A 19,539-nucleotide genomic window follows, 5' to 3' on the forward strand; every position below is an offset into this window, starting at 1 on the left:
GATTTGAAATAAATTTGGGTTCGCAAGTGCGGCAGTTGTCCCAATAACTCCGTCACTAAAGAAGTCGATCTGTGCATTAACAGGGTCGATATTGTTTCTCCATCACCAAACGCAACTACCCACTTTGGGGAGAGCCTCTCCATCTATCCTACAAAAAAGCAGGGTTAGCAGCACATGTTGCTGCTTAATCTTCAAGATTGATGGCGAGATTCCTCTGAGACCGGTTTACGGTAAGACAGCTCGCATATAGCTGCCCCAGAGTTGGGCGGCTTGAGTGCTACTGCCTTGAGTCGGAGAAGGTTGATCATTTCCTAACCAAACGCCAGTGGTTAAATTTTGTCGAGGAACATAGCCAATAAACCATAAATCCACAGCATCATCGGTGGTTCCTGTTTTTCCGGCAGCACCATAACCAATACTAGCAGCGCGTCCGGTTCCTTGTTGAACAACCCCTTGTAACCATTGGGTCATAGTTTGGGCAAGGCGAGGGGCAAAGACACTTTGATCGCGCCCCCCATCCGTTTCATAATCATAAATCACCCGACAGGTTTCATAATCATCGGGATCAGGACAATCACCCCCATCAAAAATTCGTGTAATACCGTGAGGAGGATTCTTCACGCCATTATTGGCAAACACCGTATAAGCCCCGGTAATCTCCAAAAGATTTACTTCGCTTTGCCCGAGAACCAAACCGGGCACAGGATTTAAAGTGGAATTAATTCCGAGGCGTTCTGCCATTTGCACCACTTGATTTAATCCCACATCTCGCGCCACCCGCAACGCGACAACATTTTCCGATTGAGCCAGTCCCCGCGCGAGACTAATTTCACCGGCACTCCGTTCACAACCGCGGTAGCGCTGTCCTTTCCAGGTGAAAGGAGAACAAGGATAGCGGCGAGAAATGCCTTGTTCTAGGGCAGCAGCATAGGCAAAGACTTTAAATGTGGAACCGGGTTGACGTTGGGCTTGGGTTACTCGATTGAACTGGCTTTCGGTGTAACTTTTCCCTCCCACTAACGCTCGAATGGCACCGGTGGTACTGTCTAGCGTCACCATTGCCCCTTGTTGGTACCCATAATCAGTCCCCTGATTATTAATATTCTCGCGGAGGCTCGCTTCTGCTTGTTGTTGTAAGTTTAGGTCAACGGCAGTTTCGACAATAAAATTTCCTTCGGCGGCGAGTTCTGATCCGAGTAATTCTTCTAATTCGAGGAGAACATGGTTATAGAAATAGGGAGCACGAATTTGAGAAAAGTTTTGCTTGGCTTTTGGGCTCACTTCAATGCGAGAACGACGGGCTCGTTGGGCTTCTTCTGCTGTGACCATACCGAGTTTTGCCATCCGATTAATCACGCGATCGCGCAATTGCACTGCTGTTTCATAATCTCGCACCGGATTATAGGCATTGGGAGCTGGCAAAATTGCGACTAAAGTAGCCGATTCTGACAAATTCAAATCACTCGCCGATTTGTTGAAGTAAAACTGGGCCGCATCTTCAAACCCGTAACTCCCCACCCCTAAATACACTCGATTCAAATAGGTCAGCAATAGGCGATCTTTGCTGTAAAAGGTCTCCAACTTCAGAGCAACGATCATTTCCTGGATTTTCCGTTTGGCGGTATTTTCTCGTCCCACATACTCGGGATAGAGACTGCGGGCTAACTGTTGGGTAATGGTACTTGCCCCTTGACGGATATCAGAAGCCGTGAGATTAACCATCAGCGCCCGTAAGATCCCAATGGGATCAACCCCGAAATGCCAATAAAAGCGTGTATCTTCTGAGGCAATTACCGCATCTGGGAGATAAGGGGAAAAGTCAGATAATTGTTTTAATTCGCGATGGGTGCCACTTTGCAAGGGACGTAAGGGGGTTTGTCCATCTCGAGAATAGACGACAACAGGACCTTGGACCCCAACGGGAAGGGGTTGCACAGAAAATTTTGTCCATTCCAAGCCAACAATCACAGCGAACAGAAGGACGACTCCCCCCACACCATAAAGAACAGTGGAAATTCCTTTCAATACTCGCGGTGGGGGATAATGATACCTAATTTCAACGGCATCCGCGACATCAGGGGGACCGAGGGTAAAGCGATCCCCGTGGCGGAGGGAAAAAGAAGATTGTTTGCGTTTGCCGATATAAATTCCGTTCAGTGAGCCTTCATCTTTAATCGCATAACCACCTGCCGGTGTCCGATTAATGGAAAGATGCACTTGCGAAATCAACGAGTTGCGGATGACGATGTCGCAACTGCGGGAACTCCGTCCTAAAAGATAGCGATCACCGATGAGGGGATGTTTGGTAATCTTTTGTTTTCTCCCATTTTTAATCCGTAATTCGGGAACGTTGGCACCAGGTTTTAAGGTGAGGGCTTGTGCTTGTACGGTTTGGATCGCTTGGGTCACCCATTGACTAACAGTTGCTGCCGGATCCGGTTCTGATTGTTTAGGCTTATTCATTGTTATTGGGTTCTCCATTTCTTGGGCGATGAGAACGTTGGAAAACTGGCAAATTAATCAAAATTAAACAGAAAATTCCGATATTAATCCAGATATCAGCAAGATTAAATACGGGAAATTGAATTAACCGAAAATCTAAAAAATCTACCACATAACCAAATAAAAATCGATCTAACCCATTACCGGCAGCCCCGGCTAAGACAAAACCATACCCCAGTTGTTCTAATTTCGGTAAGCGTGGACTCAGCCAAGCATAAATCATCAAGCCAATGGTAACCGCCAGCGATAACCAACGGAGCCATGACCCGTTCTCGGCAAAGAGACTAAACGCTGCTCCCCGATTAATGACATAGGTTAAATGAAAGACATCTTGCCACAGCGCGATCGTTTTTCCAATTTCAACAAAGGACTCAACAACAATTAATTTTGTTGCCTGATCGAGTAGGAAGCCAATAATTGCAACGAGCCAAAATAAGCGATTTTTCTTCATTAATAAAACAGAATATTGCGTAAACCAGATGCCAAAACAGCGACGGCACAAACTAAAACTAACTGTCCTCCCAAAGGTTGCCAAGAATATTGGGCAATTGTTGGCCATAAAAGAAGCGGTGCATCTAAAATGAATAACTTGACATAATGCAATCCCACTAAATACACAATCCCAAAGCTATGAATAATCGCTAACCCGAACAAACAACTCATTGCTAACCATTCCAGTTGTTTGTCTCTACGAAATGCCAAAACGCCACAAAACCAAGCACCGGGGATAAAGCCAAGAATATAGCCAAATGTTGGTTCCAGTAGATACTCAAGGCCTCCTCCATTTGAGAAAACCGGTTGCCAGAATAAGCCCATGGTGACATAAGCCAATTGTGAAAATGCCCCTGCCCGTTTTCCACCCAGACAACCCGTCAATAAAACAGCACCAATTTGATAGGTTATACCCAAAGAATGGATCTGAATGCCTTGTTGGGTCCAAGACCAGGGAAAATTCGTCATGAAGGCTTCAACAAACGTTCCGCCAATCGTCAAAATCAAACCAATTATTGCCCAGAGTAGTTCATTGCTTGGAGACGACACAGCCCATCCTCTAAAGAGTGACCAGCCAACAGTAACCATGAATTCATTGACGATTAACTGCTCACTGATCAGGTTGCATGATTAGTATTCACTTTCAAAACTTTACTCTATCATCTCCTTAACATTTACTCTTGCGAGTCAGCAGACAAAATGCTGTTTTGGGTCCGATCAGTGAGAATTTCATAACCCTCTACGGTGACAAGAACGGTATGCTCAAATTGTGCGGAGAGGGAGTTATCTATTGTCACTACTGTCCAGCGATCGCGCAAGGTGCGGGTAAATTTTGAGCCAGCATTGACAATCGGCTCAATGGCAAGCACCATCCCTGCTTTTAACTTCACATTGGGCAGTTGTGAGGTGCGCGTATTAAACACTGCTGGTGCTTCATGGAGATTACGCCCCACCCCATGACCGGTAAAATTTTCTACGACGCTATAGCCTCGACGGGTCACATAGTCCTCAATCGCACCGGCAATTTCTAACAATTGGGTTCCTTCCTGCACCTGTTTGATCCCTTCATACAGGGCGTTTTCGGCAATTTCCATCAACTCAAGGGCTTTCGGCTTGACTTGACCAATGGCAATGGTAATACAGGAATCGCCATGAAATCCATTTTTATAGGCCCCGGTATCGACTTTTAAAAGATCGCCATTGCGAATGACCTTTTTGGGACTGGGAATGCCATGCACTACTTCATTATTCAAACACACGCAAATGGAACCAGGAAAGCCATGATACCCTTTAAAGCTAGGTGTCGCACCCATTTCTCGAATCCGTTTTTCGGCATAGGCATCTAAGTCCGCTGTGGTCATTCCCGATTCTGCAATTTGTGAAATCTCCTGCAATACCGTCGCTACAATTCTCCCCGACTCGCGCATGAACTCAATTTCTTGAGCGTTTTTAATTTCAATGCCTCGATGACGTTTTCTTTGACGAGATGTTGTTGTTTGCCCTTGAGATGTTCTGGGAGAAAGCAGTTGGGTGAGGAAGTTCATAAATTGGCGATTGGTTAATTAGGACACAACTAAACTATTATAATCGGCGAACAATTTAATCTGAAATGGGTCAAAGATTACGCCTTCCGTTCATTATCTTAAATGGGACGATCTCTCTGTCCCATATCGTTTCATATCTTAATTCAGCAACGCCCAATTTTTTGAAAGCTTGTCTAGTTGCGCGATGTCCTTCGGACGGTAGCGGAGCCACATCGCGGTTTCTTTTTCTGAGGAAAAATTGAACGACGAGGTAAAATTCACAAAAAGGCAAGCATTAAACCTCGAATCCTTTCCCGTGTAAGCTTTCAGATTGATGTTTCCTGGTTGGAAAAATAGCAATACCTTGAAAGGGCTGGCCCTATGGTTTAAATAGCAGACAACATTTCTGAGTTATCTAAACTGGTAGATTTACCATCTACTGCAAATTTAGCTAATGCTTGAATTTCTCGGTTTCTTGATGTATTGCTGTTAATCTTGAAGTGATTTGCGGAAATGTTTAGCTTCATATTTACTTCCGATACTTCCAGCAAACATTCATCAATCCCATAGGATTTATAATCACGTAACCAAAACAAGACATCGGCTAAATGCCAAAGACAAAGAGAATTGCTGTAGTACGGAGAGGGTGAGGAAGCATCCTTTTTAAAGAGCTTCCTAACATTTTGTCGAGTACAGCCGATTAATTCAGCAATATCGCTAATTCCCACTAAATCAGGTTTTGCTTCCGAAAAAATCGCTTGGGGAATTACCATTCGCACATCATTAATTGCACTATGAATCGCTTTATAGGCGGTTTCTGCTTCACGGATAAAGTTGAGTGCTATGCTTCCTTTTTCACCGACTCCGATTAAAGCATCGTCGCAATTCCCCCCATAAAGGGCTTCCACATATTGATCGAAATCTTTCAAGTTAGGGAGGGTGAATGTCAGTGTGAAATCATATTCCTTCATTATCTTTATCCTCTTCTAAAAGCATCTATGGCGATTGATTATTGAAGATACATTTATCAACAACTCGACGAATTTGTTTGGCATGATTGGTAGGATTTCTGGGCGTACTGTGAATACTCATGATACAGAATTCTCCACAGCGACAGTCTTCACTGTTATATGGGCAATATAATTTTCCCCATGCGTGAGCTCCTCCAATTTTTATGCGCCAACCGTTTTCTTCTGCGTGCTGGATTGCAGCTCTAATATCAGGGTTAGGATGCTTTTTTCCCATAACCGCCTGTTTAACTATTAAAAGTTTATCTCTGGCGACTAATGGTTGTCAAGTGACAACCTAAAGATTGATCTTAAACTTAGTCGCAATTAAATCGCCAGAAGCTAGAGAATTCTTGAGTTATAGCTTTTGGTGTAGCTTCCAAGCGAGTTAAATTTCCCCTGCTTGTTAATTCCATTTTTACGAATGTGTTCGGATTGGCACTCTCGACACTGCATTACTTTACACGGCGCTCAATTTTTCCTTCGCTTATTCTAGTTCATAGCTCAGATCAGCAACGCCCTTTTAACTTTCATGGGGTAAATTTCATGGGATAAGCAATTGCTGACTCCCCTTTCCTGATTGTCCAAATAACCAATGACTAATGACACGCTTCTTCTAAAGTTTGGCAAGCGTTTCAGAAAGTTGATTCCAATCTTGAGTTGTATCAAGAGTAACCAGGTAAGCTTGTTCCCTTTCATTAAACGGGTCAGCATTTGCTTGTTGTTTAGCTAATAAATTAGCCGTGGCATCAGAAATATCCCCTTCTCGGTGGGTAAGGCGATCGCGCAATACCGCCATGGGGGCATCACAATAGACAATCTGCAAGGGTAAATGGTGCTTTTGGGCTTGAGCAATCACAGCTTTTCTTAAGTCTTGTTGGTCATATTTGGCATCTAAAATCACTGACCAGCCTTGTGAGGCTAATAAGACCCCCAATTTTAAAAGGCGATCATAAGTTTTTTGCGTCATTTCTGCGGTATAAATGTCGTCACTTCCAGTTTCATCCACAGCAATTCCTGCCAGATGTTTGCGCACTGCATCTGACCGTAAATGAATCGCTTGATGTTGTTTTGCCATTTGTCGCGCGATCGTCGTTTTCCCGGAACCGGATAACCCTGACATCATCCACAAACGCCCCGCTTGCGGTTGGGTATATTGCCACGCTAAGTGATAATACTTGCTCGCTTGTTCCCTGGCGTGTTGTTTTTCTTCCGCACTGACATGAGGATCCTCGAACATCAAAGAATTGACTTTGGCGCGGACATAAGCTTGTCGAGTGAGATAAAGGGGCAAAACTTGTACTCCTTCCCAGTCGCCCGTCTGTTCTAAATAATGGTTAAGAAAAACAGTAGCAAACTCCGGACAACCTCTAAATTGGAGATCCATCACTGTAAACGCCACATCATACATAACATCGACAAAACGAAACGGTTCATTAAATTCAATGCGATCAAACAGCTGCACTTTATCTTGCCACCAACAAATATTTTTCAGGTGTAAATCCCCGTGGCATTCCCGAATGAAACCTTGATCGATTCTGGCTTGGAATAGAGGCTGCTGGGTTTCTAAAAAGCGATCCGTAAACGCTTTGGTTTCCCGAAACTGTTGTTCCGTTTGGGTGATTCCAATATACTTTTCGGTCTGTTGGTAGTTATTGTTAATTGCTTGGGCAATCATTTCCGGTTTGCCAAATTGACGAATATAATCATCCGTTTTGGTTTGTTCGTGAAACGTTGCCACCCGTTTTCCTAATTTTGTGATCAAAAACTCCGATAATTGACCTTCTTTTTGCATCACACTGAGAAGCGCGGATTGTGGAAATTGACGCATTTTTAAAACATATTCCACAACCTCACCTTGACCGTTAATTTCTAGGGTATTTTTCTGTTGTGTGATGGGCAAAACATCAAGATAAATATCGGGCGCGATCGGTTGGTTTAAAGCTAATTCTTGCTGACAATAATACCGTCGCTTCTCAAATGTAGAAAAGTCTAAAAAACCTAAATCAACTGGTTTTTTTAGTTTATAAGCATACTCCCCCGTCAAAAAAATATAGGAAATGTGAGTTTGTAATTGTTGAATTGAATTATCAGTCAAATGAGGATAAAAATCAGGGTAACCCATTTGCTGTACTAAAGCATCATAGCTAAACATGATCTTGATTTATTATTGTCTACACTTTTGATCATAACAAGATTAAAACCAGTTTATGAAAAGTTTAAACAATATGTATTGCGAAACACTTGTAAAATTTAGTTATAAACTTCAGAGATAACTTCTATGTACTAATTTTTCTGAAATATAATTTTTTTACTAACCGAATTTAGGAAAGAAGCAAATGTTTAATGAGCAAGGATACATGATAAAACTTACTCAATCACTGGTTCTTTTTTTAGGGATCATAACTTTAGCTGGGGGGTGCGCTTCTCCAAATGCGGAGGAGTCTGCAACCGAGGAGTCTACAGCCGAAGAGTCTGCAACTGATGCTTCCCCAACAATGATTGAAATTGATGGTTCAAGTACGGTATATCCGATTACGAATGAAATTGCCCAAGAATACCAACTCATTTCTTCAAATCAACCTCAAATCAGAGTCAATGTTTCTGGAACTGGTGGTGGCTTTCGTCGATTTTGTGCCGGAGAAACAGATATTAATAACGCTTCACGCCCCATTAATACGGAAGAAATGACAACCTGTGAAGAAAATGGCGTGAAATATATTGAGCTACCCGTGGCTTATGATGCCCTAACGGTTGTGGTTCATCCAGAGAACGATTGGGTGAGTGAAATGACAACAGAAGACTTGGCTAAAATTTGGGAACCCAGTGCTGAAAATACCCTCATGCAGTGGAATGAAGTGAATTCCCAATGGCCCCGCCGTCCGCTCAATTTATATGGTCCAGGGGCCGATTCAGGAACCTTTGATTATTTTACAGAAGCCATTGTTGGCGAAGCTGAAGCGAGTCGCCAGGATTATATTGATAGTGAAGACGATATGTTAATTGTCCGCGGCGTGAGTGAAGATACTTACGCGTTGGGATATTTTGGCTATTCCTATTACGAAGAAAACCAAAAAGAACTGAAAGCCCTTGCCATTGATAATGGGTCTGGACCCGTAATGCCTTCGCGCGAGACGGTGCGGAGTGGGGAATATCAACCGTTATCACGTCCATTATTAATTTATGTTAATGCCAATTCTCTGGAGAATAAATCTGAACTGCAAGAATTTCTCGAATATTATTTAACCCAGGGGCGTCCTTCTGTGAAGATTGTGGGTTCGATTCCGCTTCCCGATGAAATTTATAATTTAGCCCTGAAACGAATGGAAAATAAACAAACCGGAACTGTTTTTGCAGGGAAAACGCCAATTAATTTCAAGATGGAAGACCTACTGCAAAAAGAAACCGAATCCACTGTTGAAGACCAATCTAATGAATGATTAATGGTAGACCCCCAGTTACGCTGGGGGTGACTCGCCTTATCTAATTTAGACTTGAGCAAGGACTGCCTTGGCTTCTTGCGGTTCTAAACGAGGACCATAGCTGGTGACCAAGCGTGCTGAAGCAGCGGAAGCGAGTTTACCGGCATCAGCATGATTCATGCCGTGAGTGAGACCGTAAAGAAAAGCACCGGCAAACATATCCCCTGCGCCAACGGTATCAACTGCCTTCACTGCATTCGGCGCAATTTCTAATAAATTCTCACCATCATAGACTAAGGAACCTTTGGCACCGCGAGTGATGACAAAGCCTTTACTGAGGGTTTTCAAGTAGTCTGCTGCCTCAGCTAAGTCTTCGGTTTGTCCCATTGTAAGCGCTTCCGTTTCATTGGAGAAAATTAAATCAATGCCATCACCAATGATTTCGAGAAAGCCTTCTTTGAAGAATTTTGCCATATTGAGGTCAGATAGGGAGAGAGCAACTTGATTTCCTGCACTTTGAGCAGTTTCTCGGGCTTTAATCGCTGCACTCTTGCCATTGGGATCGGCAACTAAATATCCTTCAATATACAGATATTCTGAATCTTTGATCGCGCTGGGCACTAACTCTTTTTCAGAAAATTGTGCGGAAATCCCGAGGTGAGTATTCATCGTCCGGTCCGCATCAGGGGTGACAAATACGAGACACTGTCCCGTGATTCCCGGTTCGTGGTCATGATGTTGTAAATTGGTTTCAATACCACAATCAACTAAATCTTGTAAATAGGACTGTCCCATTTCATCATTAGCCACTTTACAGGAATAGAAACACTTTCCACCAAACTGACTAATGGCGAACATTGTGTTCGCAGCGGATCCACCCCCACTTTTTTTGCCCATGTAGTTTTGGAGTTCATTGATCAACGCTTGTTGACGATCAGCTTCAATGAGGGTCATCACCCCTTTATCAATCCCCAGATTTTGCAGGAGATCGGGCGTGACTTTAAATTCAATGTCTAATAATGCGTTTCCCATACCATAGACGTTATATTTAGCCATACACTTTCTCTCCTTATATGATTTGTCAAACAGTCAGAGTAGGCTCCTTCAATACAGGAAGGTGTCATCTCTGATTTGCAGTTATGGGCTGCAACCTTGCTATCTTATCACCTACTGTACCGAGTTAACGGATCATGCACATTTTACTAGTTGATGATGAACGAGAATTAACCAACCCTCTTTCGCGGGTTTTGACACAAGAAGGGTATCAAGTAGATGTGGCGAATAATGGGGTGGTGGGAGAAGAGTTAGCAGCCAAAAATAATTATAATTTGTTAATTCTAGACTGGTTAATGCCGGAAAAATCAGGGTTAGAGTTATGTCGATCGCTGCGATCGCGCGGGGATCAAACCCCTGTTTTATTTTTAACGGCAAAAGATACGGTGGATGATCGCGTCGCGGGTTTAGATGTGGGTGCAGATGACTATATTGTTAAACCCTTTGAATTGAGAGAATTTTTAGCGAGAGTCCGCGCGTTAATCCGGCGTTCGGCTTGTGAAATCCCTGCAAGTTCGCGTCTAAAAGTTGCAGATTTGGAATTTGACCCTGAGAACCAACTGGCGTATCGCAATGGCAGAACCATTGAACTTTCAGAAAAAGAAGCGAAACTCTTACACTATTTCATGCAATTTCCCCAACAATTGTTAACCCATCAGCAAATTTATCAGCATCTTTGGGGTGAAGATAGCACACCAAGTAGTAATGTTTTAGCGGCTTTAGTCCGGTTGTTACGGCGCAAAATTGAAGTTCCGGGTGAGACCACTTTAATTCATACGGTTTATGGAAAAGGCTACCGCTTCGGAGAAATAGCAGAAGGATAATGGGTTTACCAAATAACGCGCAAGTCTAGCTGGAAACCCGGTAAAATCGGTTCCCCAGATAGAAAATCAGGACCGTTCAGAATTTCGACAGCTTGTTGTTGACGATAAATTTCGACTTGCTGATCCTCGCGATTGATCAGCCAACCTAACCTCGTCCCATTTTCAAGATACTCTGCCATTTTACTTTGCAGTCTCAACAAACTATCGTTAGGGGAAGGAAGTTCAATGACAAAATCGGGGCAAAGGGGAACAAATTTTTCTTGTTCGTCTCTGGTTAATTGTTGCCAACGGTGAAGGGAGATCCACGACGCGTCAGGAGAACGATTTGCGCCATTGGGTAGCTTAAAACCAGTGGAAGAATCGAAGGCAATTCCAGTGCCATCTTGATCCGCCCAGTTAAAGAGTTGTTGAATAATACGCCCGTTTCGATTTCCCGTTTCTCCACCAGTGGGAGGCATTACGATTAATTCTCCTTGCGCATTTTTTTCAAACCGAAACTGGGGATTGTTAATACAAAGTTGAAAAAACTGTTCTTCTGTAAAGTGAACTGAGTGGAGATCGAGGGTAATGGGATTCATGATCAGGACTTATTCTCGCAAAACATAACCGACACCGCGCACGGTTTGAATTAAACGGGGTTCCCCTTGGTCTTCGAGTTTCAATCTTAAGTAGCGAATATACACTTCAATGATATTAGAATCGCCCATGAAATCGTAGCCCCAAACTCGTTCTAAGATTTGGTCACGGGTTAAAACTTGTCGAGGATGGTTAAGAAGATAGCGCAAGAGTTCAAATTCTTTGGCAGTTAATTCAATAGCGCGATCGCCGCGATAGACTTCTCTTGTACTAGTATTCAGTTTGAGGTCTCCAAACTGTAAGACATCCGTTTCTTCTTCTTGAGTCCGGCGGAGATGGGCACGAACGCGGGCAAATAATTCTTCAATACTAAAAGGTTTGACCACATAATCATCTGCCCCTGCATCTAACCCTTCTACGCGATCGCTGATCTCGTCTTTTGCCGTTAATAAAATAACCGGAACGGTACTCCCGGTTTGACGTAAGCGGCGACAAATTTCTAAGCCAGAAATTCCTGGTAGCATCCAGTCTAAAATGAGTAAATCCGGTGTGGACTCCCGCGCTTGGGATAATCCGTCAAAGCCATCCGTAGCGGTTGTTACCTCATACCCTTCATACTGAAGTTCTAACTCAATGAATTGAGCCAGCTTGAGTTCATCTTCAACGATTAAAATTCGAGCAGCCATTGTTTCAGGAGAAGCAAATCGTAATAGCTAATCCTATCTTACGTCCTGAACTCAAGTCTGAAAATTTAATCTTCTGAATCATCATTTTTAACGGAGAGGGAGGGATTCGAACCCTCGAGGAGCCTGAACTCCTAGCGGTTTTCGAGACCGCCGCAATCAACCGCTCTGCCACCTCTCCAAGCTTCTCAATTCTAACTTGTCATCAGTAATTGTTCAACTCAAGGCTGGGTGAAGCTTTAACGTGGAAAAGGCAAAAAATTCCTTGTCTAAACTTCGGTAGCCTAAACTCACACGAACCGATCTAAGTTTCATCTGGCGCGATCGCGCACTTTAGCCACTCTCATTTTTGGCTTTCACGGAATCTTTGTCACTCCAATTCCAATTTCAGATAGCCAAAAACTAGAACCAAGACTCAAAATATTTCGTGATGCTATCCGTGCTATTGTATGGTTAATCACGGGACACAGTGGGTCCAGTTTGCACAATCCCGACTATCGCTTGTGAGAATAGTTGTCTGCACCCGTATAAATTTATGTCTTTGCGTATTGTTACCACCGCTACTTTCCTAACTGTGTTACTCTCGCCTTCGGTAGCACTGGCAGAAAATCTGACCGATCTCAATCGACTGTTATCGACTCAAACTTGCCAACGTTGTAACCTCATTAATGCTGGATTAGTTAGGGCTGATCTAGCAGGGGCGCAACTGCAAGGGGCAAACTTGGTTAATGCTAACCTCAGTCGTGCCAATTTAAGTGGGGCGGACTTAAGTGGAGCTGACTTAACTGGAGCATCGTTACATGGGGCAAACTTAACGGGAGCCAATCTCACCGGTGCCACGCTCAATCAAACCGATCTTCGTAACGCTTATTTAGAGAATGCTCAGCTGGAAAATACAACGCTAGAAAAGGCTTATATTCGGGGTGCAACTGGCGTTCCCACTACTGCCACCTCCGCCAAGCAATTTTACCGCATTGCTGCGGCAGAAGCAGAAGCCGGAAATTATGAAGGAGCCTTGAAGTATTGTAATCTAGCGATTAGTGTGGATAGCGAATATGCTCCTGCCTATTTAGGAAGAGGAGTTGCTCGTTTTCGTCTCGGAGATAACACTGGAGCGACTCAAGATGGCGAAGTGGCACTCGAATTATTTACGGAACAGGAAAATGCAACTGGCATCCAAGCTTCCCAACAATTTATGAAAGCGATGGCAATTGCTAGTCAACCCCGAGAAAATAATAATGGTAATGGCGGTGGTCTCAATCGGGTACTGACAAGCGTTGGTTCACTACTGATGCGATTTTTATTCTAAATTGCTCAAAAAAAACTCTGAGAAAGATAATTGTTGTCTCTCTCAGAGTTCAGATAATTCCAGTTCTAGCAACAGACTAAAGCACCGCCAATTAGGAGAAAAGGTAAACCTAAAAATAAACCAATTCCTGGGACTAAAACGGTAGGAATTGTTCCAAGAAGAATGAAGAGTAAGCCGGCGGCAAGGCGTAAAGGCTTGGTTATTAAACCGATAATTTTCTTCATTATTATTTGCTCCTTGTTATAATTATCAGCTTTTAATTTAACAAAAACGGATTGTGTCAGGTGTACTTCTCCTGGGAGAAAAAAATGGCAAACCTCAAGAATTGATAATTCTTAATTATCCCTGGTTTATTTGGGTAAGAGTTTGTCAAAATGGAGAATTGGTACCGATTTGCTTACTTGTCTTTAAAACTGAATCTTATGCAAGTTTCTTCTCAAGCGAGTCCTCAGCTTCGCCACGAAACGCCTGAAACCATTACCCTTGATGTGAATGGGATGAAATGTGCTGGCTGTGTCAGTGCAGTAGAACGCCAAATTGAACAGCGAGCCGGGGTGATTGCAGCGCAAGTCAACCTTGTCACCGCCACGGCAGTTGTCCAATATGAGCCAGATCAAGTTGATCCCGATGAAATTGCCGCGCAATTAACGGCAAAAGGCTTTCCCTCCCAGCTTCATGATACGAACGAAGATGAGGCTGCTGGTAATTATGAAGCCAAACGCCAACAAGCGGATCGAGAAAATTTCCAAAAACTCGCGATCGCAGCAATCCTAATCCTCTTATCGGGGCTCGGACATCTCAAGCATTTCACTGGCTTAGAGATTCCCCTTTTAAGCAATATCTGGTTCCATTGGGGATTAGCAACCCTCGCCCTACTCTTACCCGGACGAGAAATCATTATTGATGGCGCGAAGGGTTTATGGCAGCGCGTTCCCAATATGAATAGTTTAATTGCTTTAGGAACCCTCAGCGCCTACATTGCTAGTTGTGTTGCCCTCCTATTCCCACAACTGGGATGGGAATGTTTCTTTGATGAACCGGTGATGTTACTCGGGTTTATTCTCCTGGGGCGAACTTTAGAACAACGGGCGCGTGGGGAAGCAGGGGCGGCTCTCTCCGCACTGGTTTCCCTAAAACCCCAAACAGCTCGCTTGGTGAAGGAAACGACCCAGCAAGAGCCAAAAAGCATGGAAGTGCCGGTGCGAACGGTGCAAGTGGGACAATGGTTGCGAGTGCTTCCGGGGGAAAAAATTCCCGTTGATGGGGAAATTGTTACGGGAGAAACGACCATTGATGAGTCGATGTTGACGGGAGAATCGGTTCCTGTGGCTAAAGGAGAAAATGATGTTGTTAAAGCCGGAACCCTCAACTTAACGGGTGTCATTACCCTCAAAGCAACGCAAGTGGGTCAAGATACCACTTTAGCCAAGATCATCGCTTCGGTCGAAAATGCCCAGATGCGGAAAGCGCCGGTGCAAAAATTAGCGGATCGAGTAGCGGGCTATTTTGCTTATGGCGTCATGAGTGTTGCTGCCTTAACCTTCCTCTTCTGGTACGGGGTAGGAACGAATATTTGGACAGAAGTAACCGTGGAAACCAGTCCGTTACTACTCAGTCTCAAACTGATGATTGCGGTATTAGTGATTGCGTGTCCTTGTGCGTTAGGCTTAGCAACGCCCACCGCTATCTTAGTGGGAACCGGTATCGGTGCTAAACAGGGCTTATTGTTGAAAGGAGGAGATGTTTTAGAGAAGGTTCACCGTTTAGATACGTTGGTCTTTGATAAAACAGGAACCTTAACGCAAGGACAACCGCAAGTAACGGATTATTTGGTGGTTGCCACGCCCGATATTGAGCGAGAAACCTTATTACAGTTTGCTGCATCCGCAGAAGCGGGAACCCATCATCCTTTAGCCAGTGCAATTGTGAGTGCAGCAACCGAAAAAGGGATTGCCTTATTATCCGCAACTGAGGAAGAAACCCAAGCCGGATCAGGTGTGACAGCAACAATTGAAAGCCAAGCGGTTGCGGTTGGTAACGCCAGTTGGTTACAAAGTAAAGCAATTACCATCCCAGATTCCATTGCGCCTCGAATTCACCAGTTAGAAAGGGAAGGGAAAACCGTGGTTTATGTCGCGATTAATGGCGCTTTAGCGGGACTAATTGCTCTTAAGGATTGTTTACGTCCCGATGCCGTGGAAACCGTTTCTAAGCTGCAAAAAATGGGCTTTCAGGTCATGCTGCTCACTGGGGATAATGAGCGCGTTGGCAGCGCGATCGCGCAACAATTAGATCTTCCAACAGATCAGGTCCTTGCCCAAGTCCATCCGGAGGAAAAAGCCCAAGTCATTGCCACCTTGCAAGAAAAAGGACATCAAGTTGGAATGGTTGGCGATGGCATTAATGATGCCCCAGCCTTAGCCCAAGCAGATGTCGGCATTGCCATTGCCCAAGGCACAGAGGTTGCCCTAGAAACAGCTTCCATTGTTCTCATGCGCGATCGCGTTTCTGATGTTATCACTGCGGTACGGTTGAGTTTGGCCACCTTGAAAAAAATTCGTCAAAACCTCTTCTGGGCACTGGGGTATAACGTGATTACCATTCCCTTAGCGGCAGGGATTTTATTGCCCAAATATGACATTTTACTCAGTCCCGCGATCGCTGCTGGCTTTATGGCACTCAGTTCGGTTATAGTAGTCACTAATTCTGTGCTGCTTAAACAACAAAAAATTGAGGATGGGGCAACGGGCGAGATCTGTCATTAATAGCAAAATCCACGGCACTAGTTATGCTGAAGCTTGTGAAGCCATCCTGGCATGGGCCAAACAAAACGTCAGTTGTTATGTGATTCTGGCTAATGTCCATGTGGTCATGACGGCGCACTGGCGAAAAAGCTATCAAACTGTTGTCAACAAAGCTGCCCTCGTTACCCCAGATGGGATGCCTTTAGTCTGGGCCTTACGCTTACTGGGAATGAGAAACCAGCAGCGTGTCTATGGTCCAGACTTAATGTTAGCCTGCTGCGATCGCGCTCAAAACGAGCAAGTTCCCATTTATCTCTACGGTGCAACGCCTCGGATGCTTGAGAAACTAGAAAGGAATCTCAAGCAATGGTATCCTGACCTCATGATTGCCGGTTCTCATGCCCCGCCTTTTCGTCCCCTGACGCCGCAAGAAGCAAAAAATGAGATTAAACTCATTAACGAGGCTGGTAGCGCGATCGTTTTTGTTGCCTTGGGATGTCCGAAACAAGAGGAGTGGATGGCACAACAAGTCGGCAAAATTCAGGCAGTGATGATTGGGGTTGGGGCTGCTTTTGCCTTTCACAGTAAAGAAACTTCACAAGCGCCCCGTTGGTTAATGCCATTCGGTTTAGAATGGTTATATCGTCTAGCAACCGAACCGAGGCGACTGTGGCGACGATATCTCGTTAATAATCCCACATTTTTATTGTTATTTACCCTACAACTGATTCAATATTGGACAGTCTTTTTAATCGGATTCAAACGGGAAAAAAGTTAAAAATATGGGGTGGTTTACCAATCAAGAAGAATGGGCTCAAAAAAGACAACTATTTAATCTGTGGGCACCGTTTTACGATTTACTGTTGCCATCAGTTTTTTATCAAGCCCTTCATCTTAGACTCCTAGAATATGTGGAATTACCCCAAAAACCGTGGGTTTTAGATCTAGGGTGTGGCACGGGACGCTTATTGCAACGACTCGCCAAATCTTTTCCTCAACTGTATGGTGTAGGATTAGATGCCTCTGGGGAAATGTTACGCCAAGCCAGACAAAAGTCTCGTCGTTACGCACCTCGTCTCATTTATATCGAAGGAGATGCCGCACATTTACCGACTGCCACTGCTCAATTTGATGCTGTTTTTAACACAATTAGTTTTTTGCATTATTCTCAACCCAGACAAGTCTTATCGGAAGTTTATCGCACCCTCAAACCGACTGGAAAATATTATTTGGTAGATTTTGTTTGGGAAGGCGAGGAAGAGGAAGTGGAACGGGCAATGGGCAAGGGAAAAGTTCGCTTCTATCGTTTTTCCCAGCGCGAAAAGTTGGGAAAAGAAATCGGTTTTACCGCTATTGATCATAATTGGTTACTGGGATCAGTCGGACTCACAATTTTTACAAAACCAGAGAAACAAAATTGATTAAAAGTCAAGACGTTTTAAGCCTATTTTTTTACAAATTGTAAATTTTAGATCAGTTGCTAAAGTCGAGGACAACAGAGTTTCCGGTATTCATCCTTCTGAATGAATTCATCCTCAATTTTTTTTTGTAATAATGGAAGTAATAATAACTAAAACGCTTTTCATTAACGGACAAAGCGAATAAAAATTACCAAATTTGGCACAAACAAAAATTAATCAGGAATAAATTATTGATGAATTTTACTTTATTATCTCAATTGTTGCAACCGGCGCCAGTTGTAATGACAGCACTGGTAATGTTGGTGTTAGTAACCATGCCGATGTCCACCCTTTCTGCACAAAAGAATAAAGAAAAGGAAGCAGGTGATTCTGCCAACAATAGGGTGCTTCCGAACGGGATCTATCTTTATGGGCAATCTCAACAACCGGATCAAATTGGACAAGAATACATTGTTTTTGAAGTGAGTGGAAGCAGCTTGGTCGGCGCACTATACATGCCTCATTCAGAATTTAGCTGTTTCCAGGGAACAATGACCGCTAATGAAATAGAAATGACAGTTAATCATCCCTACGATAACACCCAATATCCTTACGCGATCGCGCTCTCAGCAACTTCTCCACTTGCCAGTCAAAATGAAGAAACCCAAGTGCCAGTGACGCTAAAAGGATATCATCCCCTAGAAGAAATCAGTACCAACGATGAAAGAATGCTGGCAACCTGCCAAAAAGAGTTCCAGTAAGTTGCCGAAACATGGGAAAATACACTAGATTGCAAAACCAACTCAGAGTCATGTTCAGAGCAACCCTTGCCCTAATTTTTTTAATCGCTAATTTTACCCTTTTTGGCTGTACCAGTGCTACCAGCGGGCTGCAAGGCTACACGAATAGCACCGCCGGATACAAATTTCTGTACCCAAACGGCTGGCAAGAAGTAAAAGTTGATAATAATACTGCGGGTGTCGATGTCGTTTTTCGCGACTTAGTCGAACAAACGGAAAATGTCAGTGTCGTTATTAACGAAGTCGGGGAAGAGAGAAAACTCGAAGATTTGGGAACACCGTCAGAAGTGGGTCAACGTCTCAAAAATACAATTGCGCCACCAGATTCGGAACGGAAAGGCGAACTCCTTCGTGCTGACGAACTGGAAAAAGAAGGAAAAACTTACTATCTTTTAGAATACCAAGTGACCTTCCCTGATCATCGACAACGACACAATATGGCAAGTGTTGCCGTTAGCCGCGGTAAGTTATTTACATTCAGTATTTCTACACCGCAAGATCGTTGGGAAAGTCTTTCCGAACGCTTTAATACCATTGCCGATTCGTTTGAAGTGTATTAACAATCATGCAGTTGGTTCTTGCTTCCGCTTCTCCCGCTCGTTTACGTCTCCTTCGTTGTGCTGGTATTGAACCGGTCGTCTGCAAAAGTGGCTTTGATGAATCACAAGTGCAAGTCACTGAACCCAGCGCATTGGTGACAGAACTTGCCACTTGTAAAGCCAAAACAGTTGCCCAAAACTATCAAGACAGCCTCATTTTAGGTTGCGATTCGGTTTTGGTCGTAGAGGGTGAAATTTATGGGAAGCCTGAAAATGCAACTCTTGCGATCGCGCTGTGGCAAAAAATGCGAGGAAAAGCAGGATCACTTTATACCGGTCACACCATTATTGATCAAAAACAAGATCAAATTGTCGTGCGTTACGGCTTAACCACTGTCCACTTCAGTTGGATCAGTGATCGCGCCATTACAGATTATGTTGCAACTGGAGAACCCCTCAACTGTGCCGGCGGATTTGCCCTCGAAGGTCGTGGCGGGCTATTTGTGGAAAAAATAGAAGGCTGTCATAGCAACGTCATTGGCTTAAGCCTCCCTTTATTCAGACAACTGCTAACAGAATTGGGCTACGGTATCAGTGATTTTTGGGAATGGGAGAAATAATTTCAACCACTAATTCAGGGATAACCGGACAAGCCGTATCCTCGT

At 43.9% G+C, this 19,539-nt stretch carries 18 protein-coding genes, 1 tRNA gene and 1 pseudogene; 9 read left to right on the top strand and 11 right to left on the bottom strand.

Going from position 1 to position 19,539, the window contains the following annotated elements:
• Positions 1-225: 225 nt before the first annotated feature.
• The 7 genes and pseudogenes from GVY04_14040 to GVY04_14070 all read right to left on the bottom strand — a co-directional run bounded on the left by GVY04_14040 (position 226) and on the right by GVY04_14070 (position 7,679).
• Positions 226-2,463, bottom strand: coding sequence for a PBP1A family penicillin-binding protein (locus GVY04_14040; protein NBD17212.1), 2,238 nt, complete (start codon positions 2,461-2,463; stop codon positions 226-228).
• Positions 2,456-2,953: a lipoprotein signal peptidase gene (locus tag GVY04_14045; protein NBD17213.1), complete on the bottom strand. Its 498-nt coding sequence runs from the start codon at positions 2,951-2,953 to the stop codon at positions 2,456-2,458. The genes GVY04_14040 and GVY04_14045 overlap by 8 nt, the downstream gene beginning before the upstream one ends.
• A complete protein-coding gene (locus GVY04_14050; GenBank protein ID NBD17214.1) occupies positions 2,953-3,543 on the bottom strand; it encodes a biotin transporter BioY in 591 nt (196 codons plus the stop codon). Before GVY04_14050 ends, GVY04_14045 begins: the two co-directional genes overlap by 1 nt.
• 125 nt (positions 3,544-3,668) lie before the next feature.
• Positions 3,669-4,538 carry a type I methionyl aminopeptidase gene (map, locus tag GVY04_14055; GenBank protein NBD17215.1) on the bottom strand — a complete coding sequence of 290 codons (870 nt, stop codon included), beginning with the start codon at positions 4,536-4,538 and terminating at the stop codon, positions 3,669-3,671.
• A 470-nt stretch (positions 4,539-5,008) separates the two neighbouring features.
• Positions 5,009-5,488, bottom strand: a pseudogene (locus tag GVY04_14060) (DNA-binding protein).
• Positions 5,489-5,513: 25 nt separating this feature from the next.
• A complete protein-coding gene (locus tag GVY04_14065; protein NBD17216.1) occupies positions 5,514-5,762 on the bottom strand; it encodes a hypothetical protein in 249 nt (82 codons plus the stop codon).
• A gap of 378 nt (positions 5,763-6,140) precedes the next feature.
• Positions 6,141-7,679 (bottom strand): AAA family ATPase, encoded by a 1,539-nt coding sequence (locus GVY04_14070; protein NBD17217.1) that lies wholly within the window; start codon positions 7,677-7,679, stop codon positions 6,141-6,143.
• Positions 7,680-7,863: 184 nt separating this feature from the next.
• Between GVY04_14070 and pstS the strand changes: the two genes are divergently transcribed.
• The gene (pstS, locus tag GVY04_14075) at positions 7,864-8,964 is read left to right on the top strand and encodes a phosphate ABC transporter substrate-binding protein PstS family protein (GenBank protein ID NBD17218.1); all 1,101 of its coding nucleotides are present in this window, start codon (positions 7,864-7,866) and stop codon (positions 8,962-8,964) included.
• A 48-nt stretch (positions 8,965-9,012) separates the two neighbouring features.
• Here pstS and GVY04_14080 read toward each other — a convergent pair whose 3' ends face one another.
• The gene (locus GVY04_14080) at positions 9,013-10,002 is read right to left on the bottom strand and encodes an adenosine kinase (GenBank protein ID NBD17219.1); all 990 of its coding nucleotides are present in this window, start codon (positions 10,000-10,002) and stop codon (positions 9,013-9,015) included.
• A gap of 134 nt (positions 10,003-10,136) precedes the next feature.
• On the opposite strand from GVY04_14080, the gene GVY04_14085 reads away from it, so the two are divergent.
• Entirely contained in the window at positions 10,137-10,823 is a 687-nt protein-coding gene (locus tag GVY04_14085) for a response regulator (GenBank protein NBD17220.1), read from the top strand.
• Between the two features lie 5 nt (positions 10,824-10,828).
• Here GVY04_14085 and GVY04_14090 read toward each other — a convergent pair whose 3' ends face one another.
• The 3 genes from GVY04_14090 to GVY04_14100 all read right to left on the bottom strand — a co-directional run bounded on the left by GVY04_14090 (position 10,829) and on the right by GVY04_14100 (position 12,263).
• On the bottom strand, positions 10,829-11,401 hold the full coding sequence (locus GVY04_14090; GenBank protein ID NBD17221.1) for a Uma2 family endonuclease: 573 nt from the start codon (positions 11,399-11,401) through the stop codon (positions 10,829-10,831).
• A gap of 9 nt (positions 11,402-11,410) precedes the next feature.
• On the bottom strand, positions 11,411-12,085 hold the full coding sequence (locus GVY04_14095; protein NBD17222.1) for a response regulator: 675 nt from the start codon (positions 12,083-12,085) through the stop codon (positions 11,411-11,413).
• 91 nt (positions 12,086-12,176) lie between these two features.
• A tRNA-Ser gene (locus GVY04_14100) sits at positions 12,177-12,263 on the bottom strand.
• Between the two features lie 354 nt (positions 12,264-12,617).
• Here GVY04_14100 and GVY04_14105 point away from each other — a divergent pair.
• The 7 genes from GVY04_14105 to GVY04_14135 all read left to right on the top strand — a co-directional run bounded on the left by GVY04_14105 (position 12,618) and on the right by GVY04_14135 (position 19,494).
• Positions 12,618-13,391 carry a hypothetical protein gene (locus GVY04_14105; GenBank protein NBD17223.1) on the top strand — a complete coding sequence of 258 codons (774 nt, stop codon included), beginning with the start codon at positions 12,618-12,620 and terminating at the stop codon, positions 13,389-13,391.
• Positions 13,392-13,813: 422 nt separating this feature from the next.
• Positions 13,814-16,156, top strand: coding sequence for a heavy metal translocating P-type ATPase (locus tag GVY04_14110; GenBank protein ID NBD17224.1), 2,343 nt, complete (start codon positions 13,814-13,816; stop codon positions 16,154-16,156).
• On the top strand, positions 16,128-16,913 hold the full coding sequence (locus GVY04_14115) for a WecB/TagA/CpsF family glycosyltransferase (protein ID NBD17225.1): 786 nt from the start codon (positions 16,128-16,130) through the stop codon (positions 16,911-16,913). The genes GVY04_14110 and GVY04_14115 overlap by 29 nt, the downstream gene beginning before the upstream one ends.
• 4 nt (positions 16,914-16,917) lie before the next feature.
• Positions 16,918-17,556 carry a methyltransferase domain-containing protein gene (locus tag GVY04_14120; protein NBD17226.1) on the top strand — a complete coding sequence of 213 codons (639 nt, stop codon included), beginning with the start codon at positions 16,918-16,920 and terminating at the stop codon, positions 17,554-17,556.
• A 233-nt stretch (positions 17,557-17,789) separates the two neighbouring features.
• Complete coding sequence (locus tag GVY04_14125) at positions 17,790-18,296, top strand: hypothetical protein (GenBank protein ID NBD17227.1); 507 nt, start codon at positions 17,790-17,792, stop codon at positions 18,294-18,296.
• Between the two features lie 50 nt (positions 18,297-18,346).
• Positions 18,347-18,895 (top strand): photosystem II oxygen evolving complex protein PsbP, encoded by a 549-nt coding sequence (locus tag GVY04_14130; GenBank protein ID NBD17228.1) that lies wholly within the window; start codon positions 18,347-18,349, stop codon positions 18,893-18,895.
• A 5-nt stretch (positions 18,896-18,900) separates the two neighbouring features.
• Complete coding sequence (locus tag GVY04_14135; GenBank protein ID NBD17229.1) at positions 18,901-19,494, top strand: septum formation inhibitor Maf; 594 nt, start codon at positions 18,901-18,903, stop codon at positions 19,492-19,494.
• Positions 19,495-19,539 lie beyond the last annotated feature (45 nt).

The sequence above is a fragment of the Cyanobacteria bacterium GSL.Bin1 genome, assembly GCA_009909085.1.
In the GTDB taxonomy this organism is placed as follows: Bacteria; Cyanobacteriota; Cyanobacteriia; order Cyanobacteriales; family Rubidibacteraceae; genus Halothece.

Excerpts from the sequence above, each read along its gene's own strand:
- pstS (NBD17218.1), top strand. The coding sequence starts at position 7,864 with ATGTTTAATGAGCAAGGATACATGATAAAACTTACTCAATCACTGGTT.
- GVY04_14135 (NBD17229.1), top strand. The coding sequence starts at position 18,901 with ATGCAGTTGGTTCTTGCTTCCGCTTCTCCCGCTCGTTTACGTCTCCTT.
- GVY04_14090 (NBD17221.1), bottom strand. The coding sequence starts at position 11,401 with ATGAATCCCATTACCCTCGATCTCCACTCAGTTCACTTTACAGAAGAA.
- GVY04_14110 (NBD17224.1), top strand. The coding sequence starts at position 13,814 with ATGCAAGTTTCTTCTCAAGCGAGTCCTCAGCTTCGCCACGAAACGCCT.
- GVY04_14115 (NBD17225.1), top strand. The coding sequence starts at position 16,128 with ATGGGGCAACGGGCGAGATCTGTCATTAATAGCAAAATCCACGGCACT.
- GVY04_14095 (NBD17222.1), bottom strand. The coding sequence starts at position 12,085 with ATGGCTGCTCGAATTTTAATCGTTGAAGATGAACTCAAGCTGGCTCAA.
- GVY04_14120 (NBD17226.1), top strand. The coding sequence starts at position 16,918 with ATGGGGTGGTTTACCAATCAAGAAGAATGGGCTCAAAAAAGACAACTA.
- GVY04_14080 (NBD17219.1), bottom strand. The coding sequence starts at position 10,002 with ATGGCTAAATATAACGTCTATGGTATGGGAAACGCATTATTAGACATT.
- GVY04_14085 (NBD17220.1), top strand. The coding sequence starts at position 10,137 with ATGCACATTTTACTAGTTGATGATGAACGAGAATTAACCAACCCTCTT.
- GVY04_14105 (NBD17223.1), top strand. The coding sequence starts at position 12,618 with ATGTCTTTGCGTATTGTTACCACCGCTACTTTCCTAACTGTGTTACTC.
- map (NBD17215.1), bottom strand. The coding sequence starts at position 4,538 with ATGAACTTCCTCACCCAACTGCTTTCTCCCAGAACATCTCAAGGGCAA.
- GVY04_14070 (NBD17217.1), bottom strand. The coding sequence starts at position 7,679 with ATGTTTAGCTATGATGCTTTAGTACAGCAAATGGGTTACCCTGATTTT.
- GVY04_14130 (NBD17228.1), top strand. The coding sequence starts at position 18,347 with ATGTTCAGAGCAACCCTTGCCCTAATTTTTTTAATCGCTAATTTTACC.
- GVY04_14065 (NBD17216.1), bottom strand. The coding sequence starts at position 5,762 with ATGGGAAAAAAGCATCCTAACCCTGATATTAGAGCTGCAATCCAGCAC.
- GVY04_14045 (NBD17213.1), bottom strand. The coding sequence starts at position 2,953 with ATGAAGAAAAATCGCTTATTTTGGCTCGTTGCAATTATTGGCTTCCTA.
- GVY04_14040 (NBD17212.1), bottom strand. The coding sequence starts at position 2,463 with ATGAATAAGCCTAAACAATCAGAACCGGATCCGGCAGCAACTGTTAGT.
- GVY04_14125 (NBD17227.1), top strand. The coding sequence starts at position 17,790 with ATGAATTTTACTTTATTATCTCAATTGTTGCAACCGGCGCCAGTTGTA.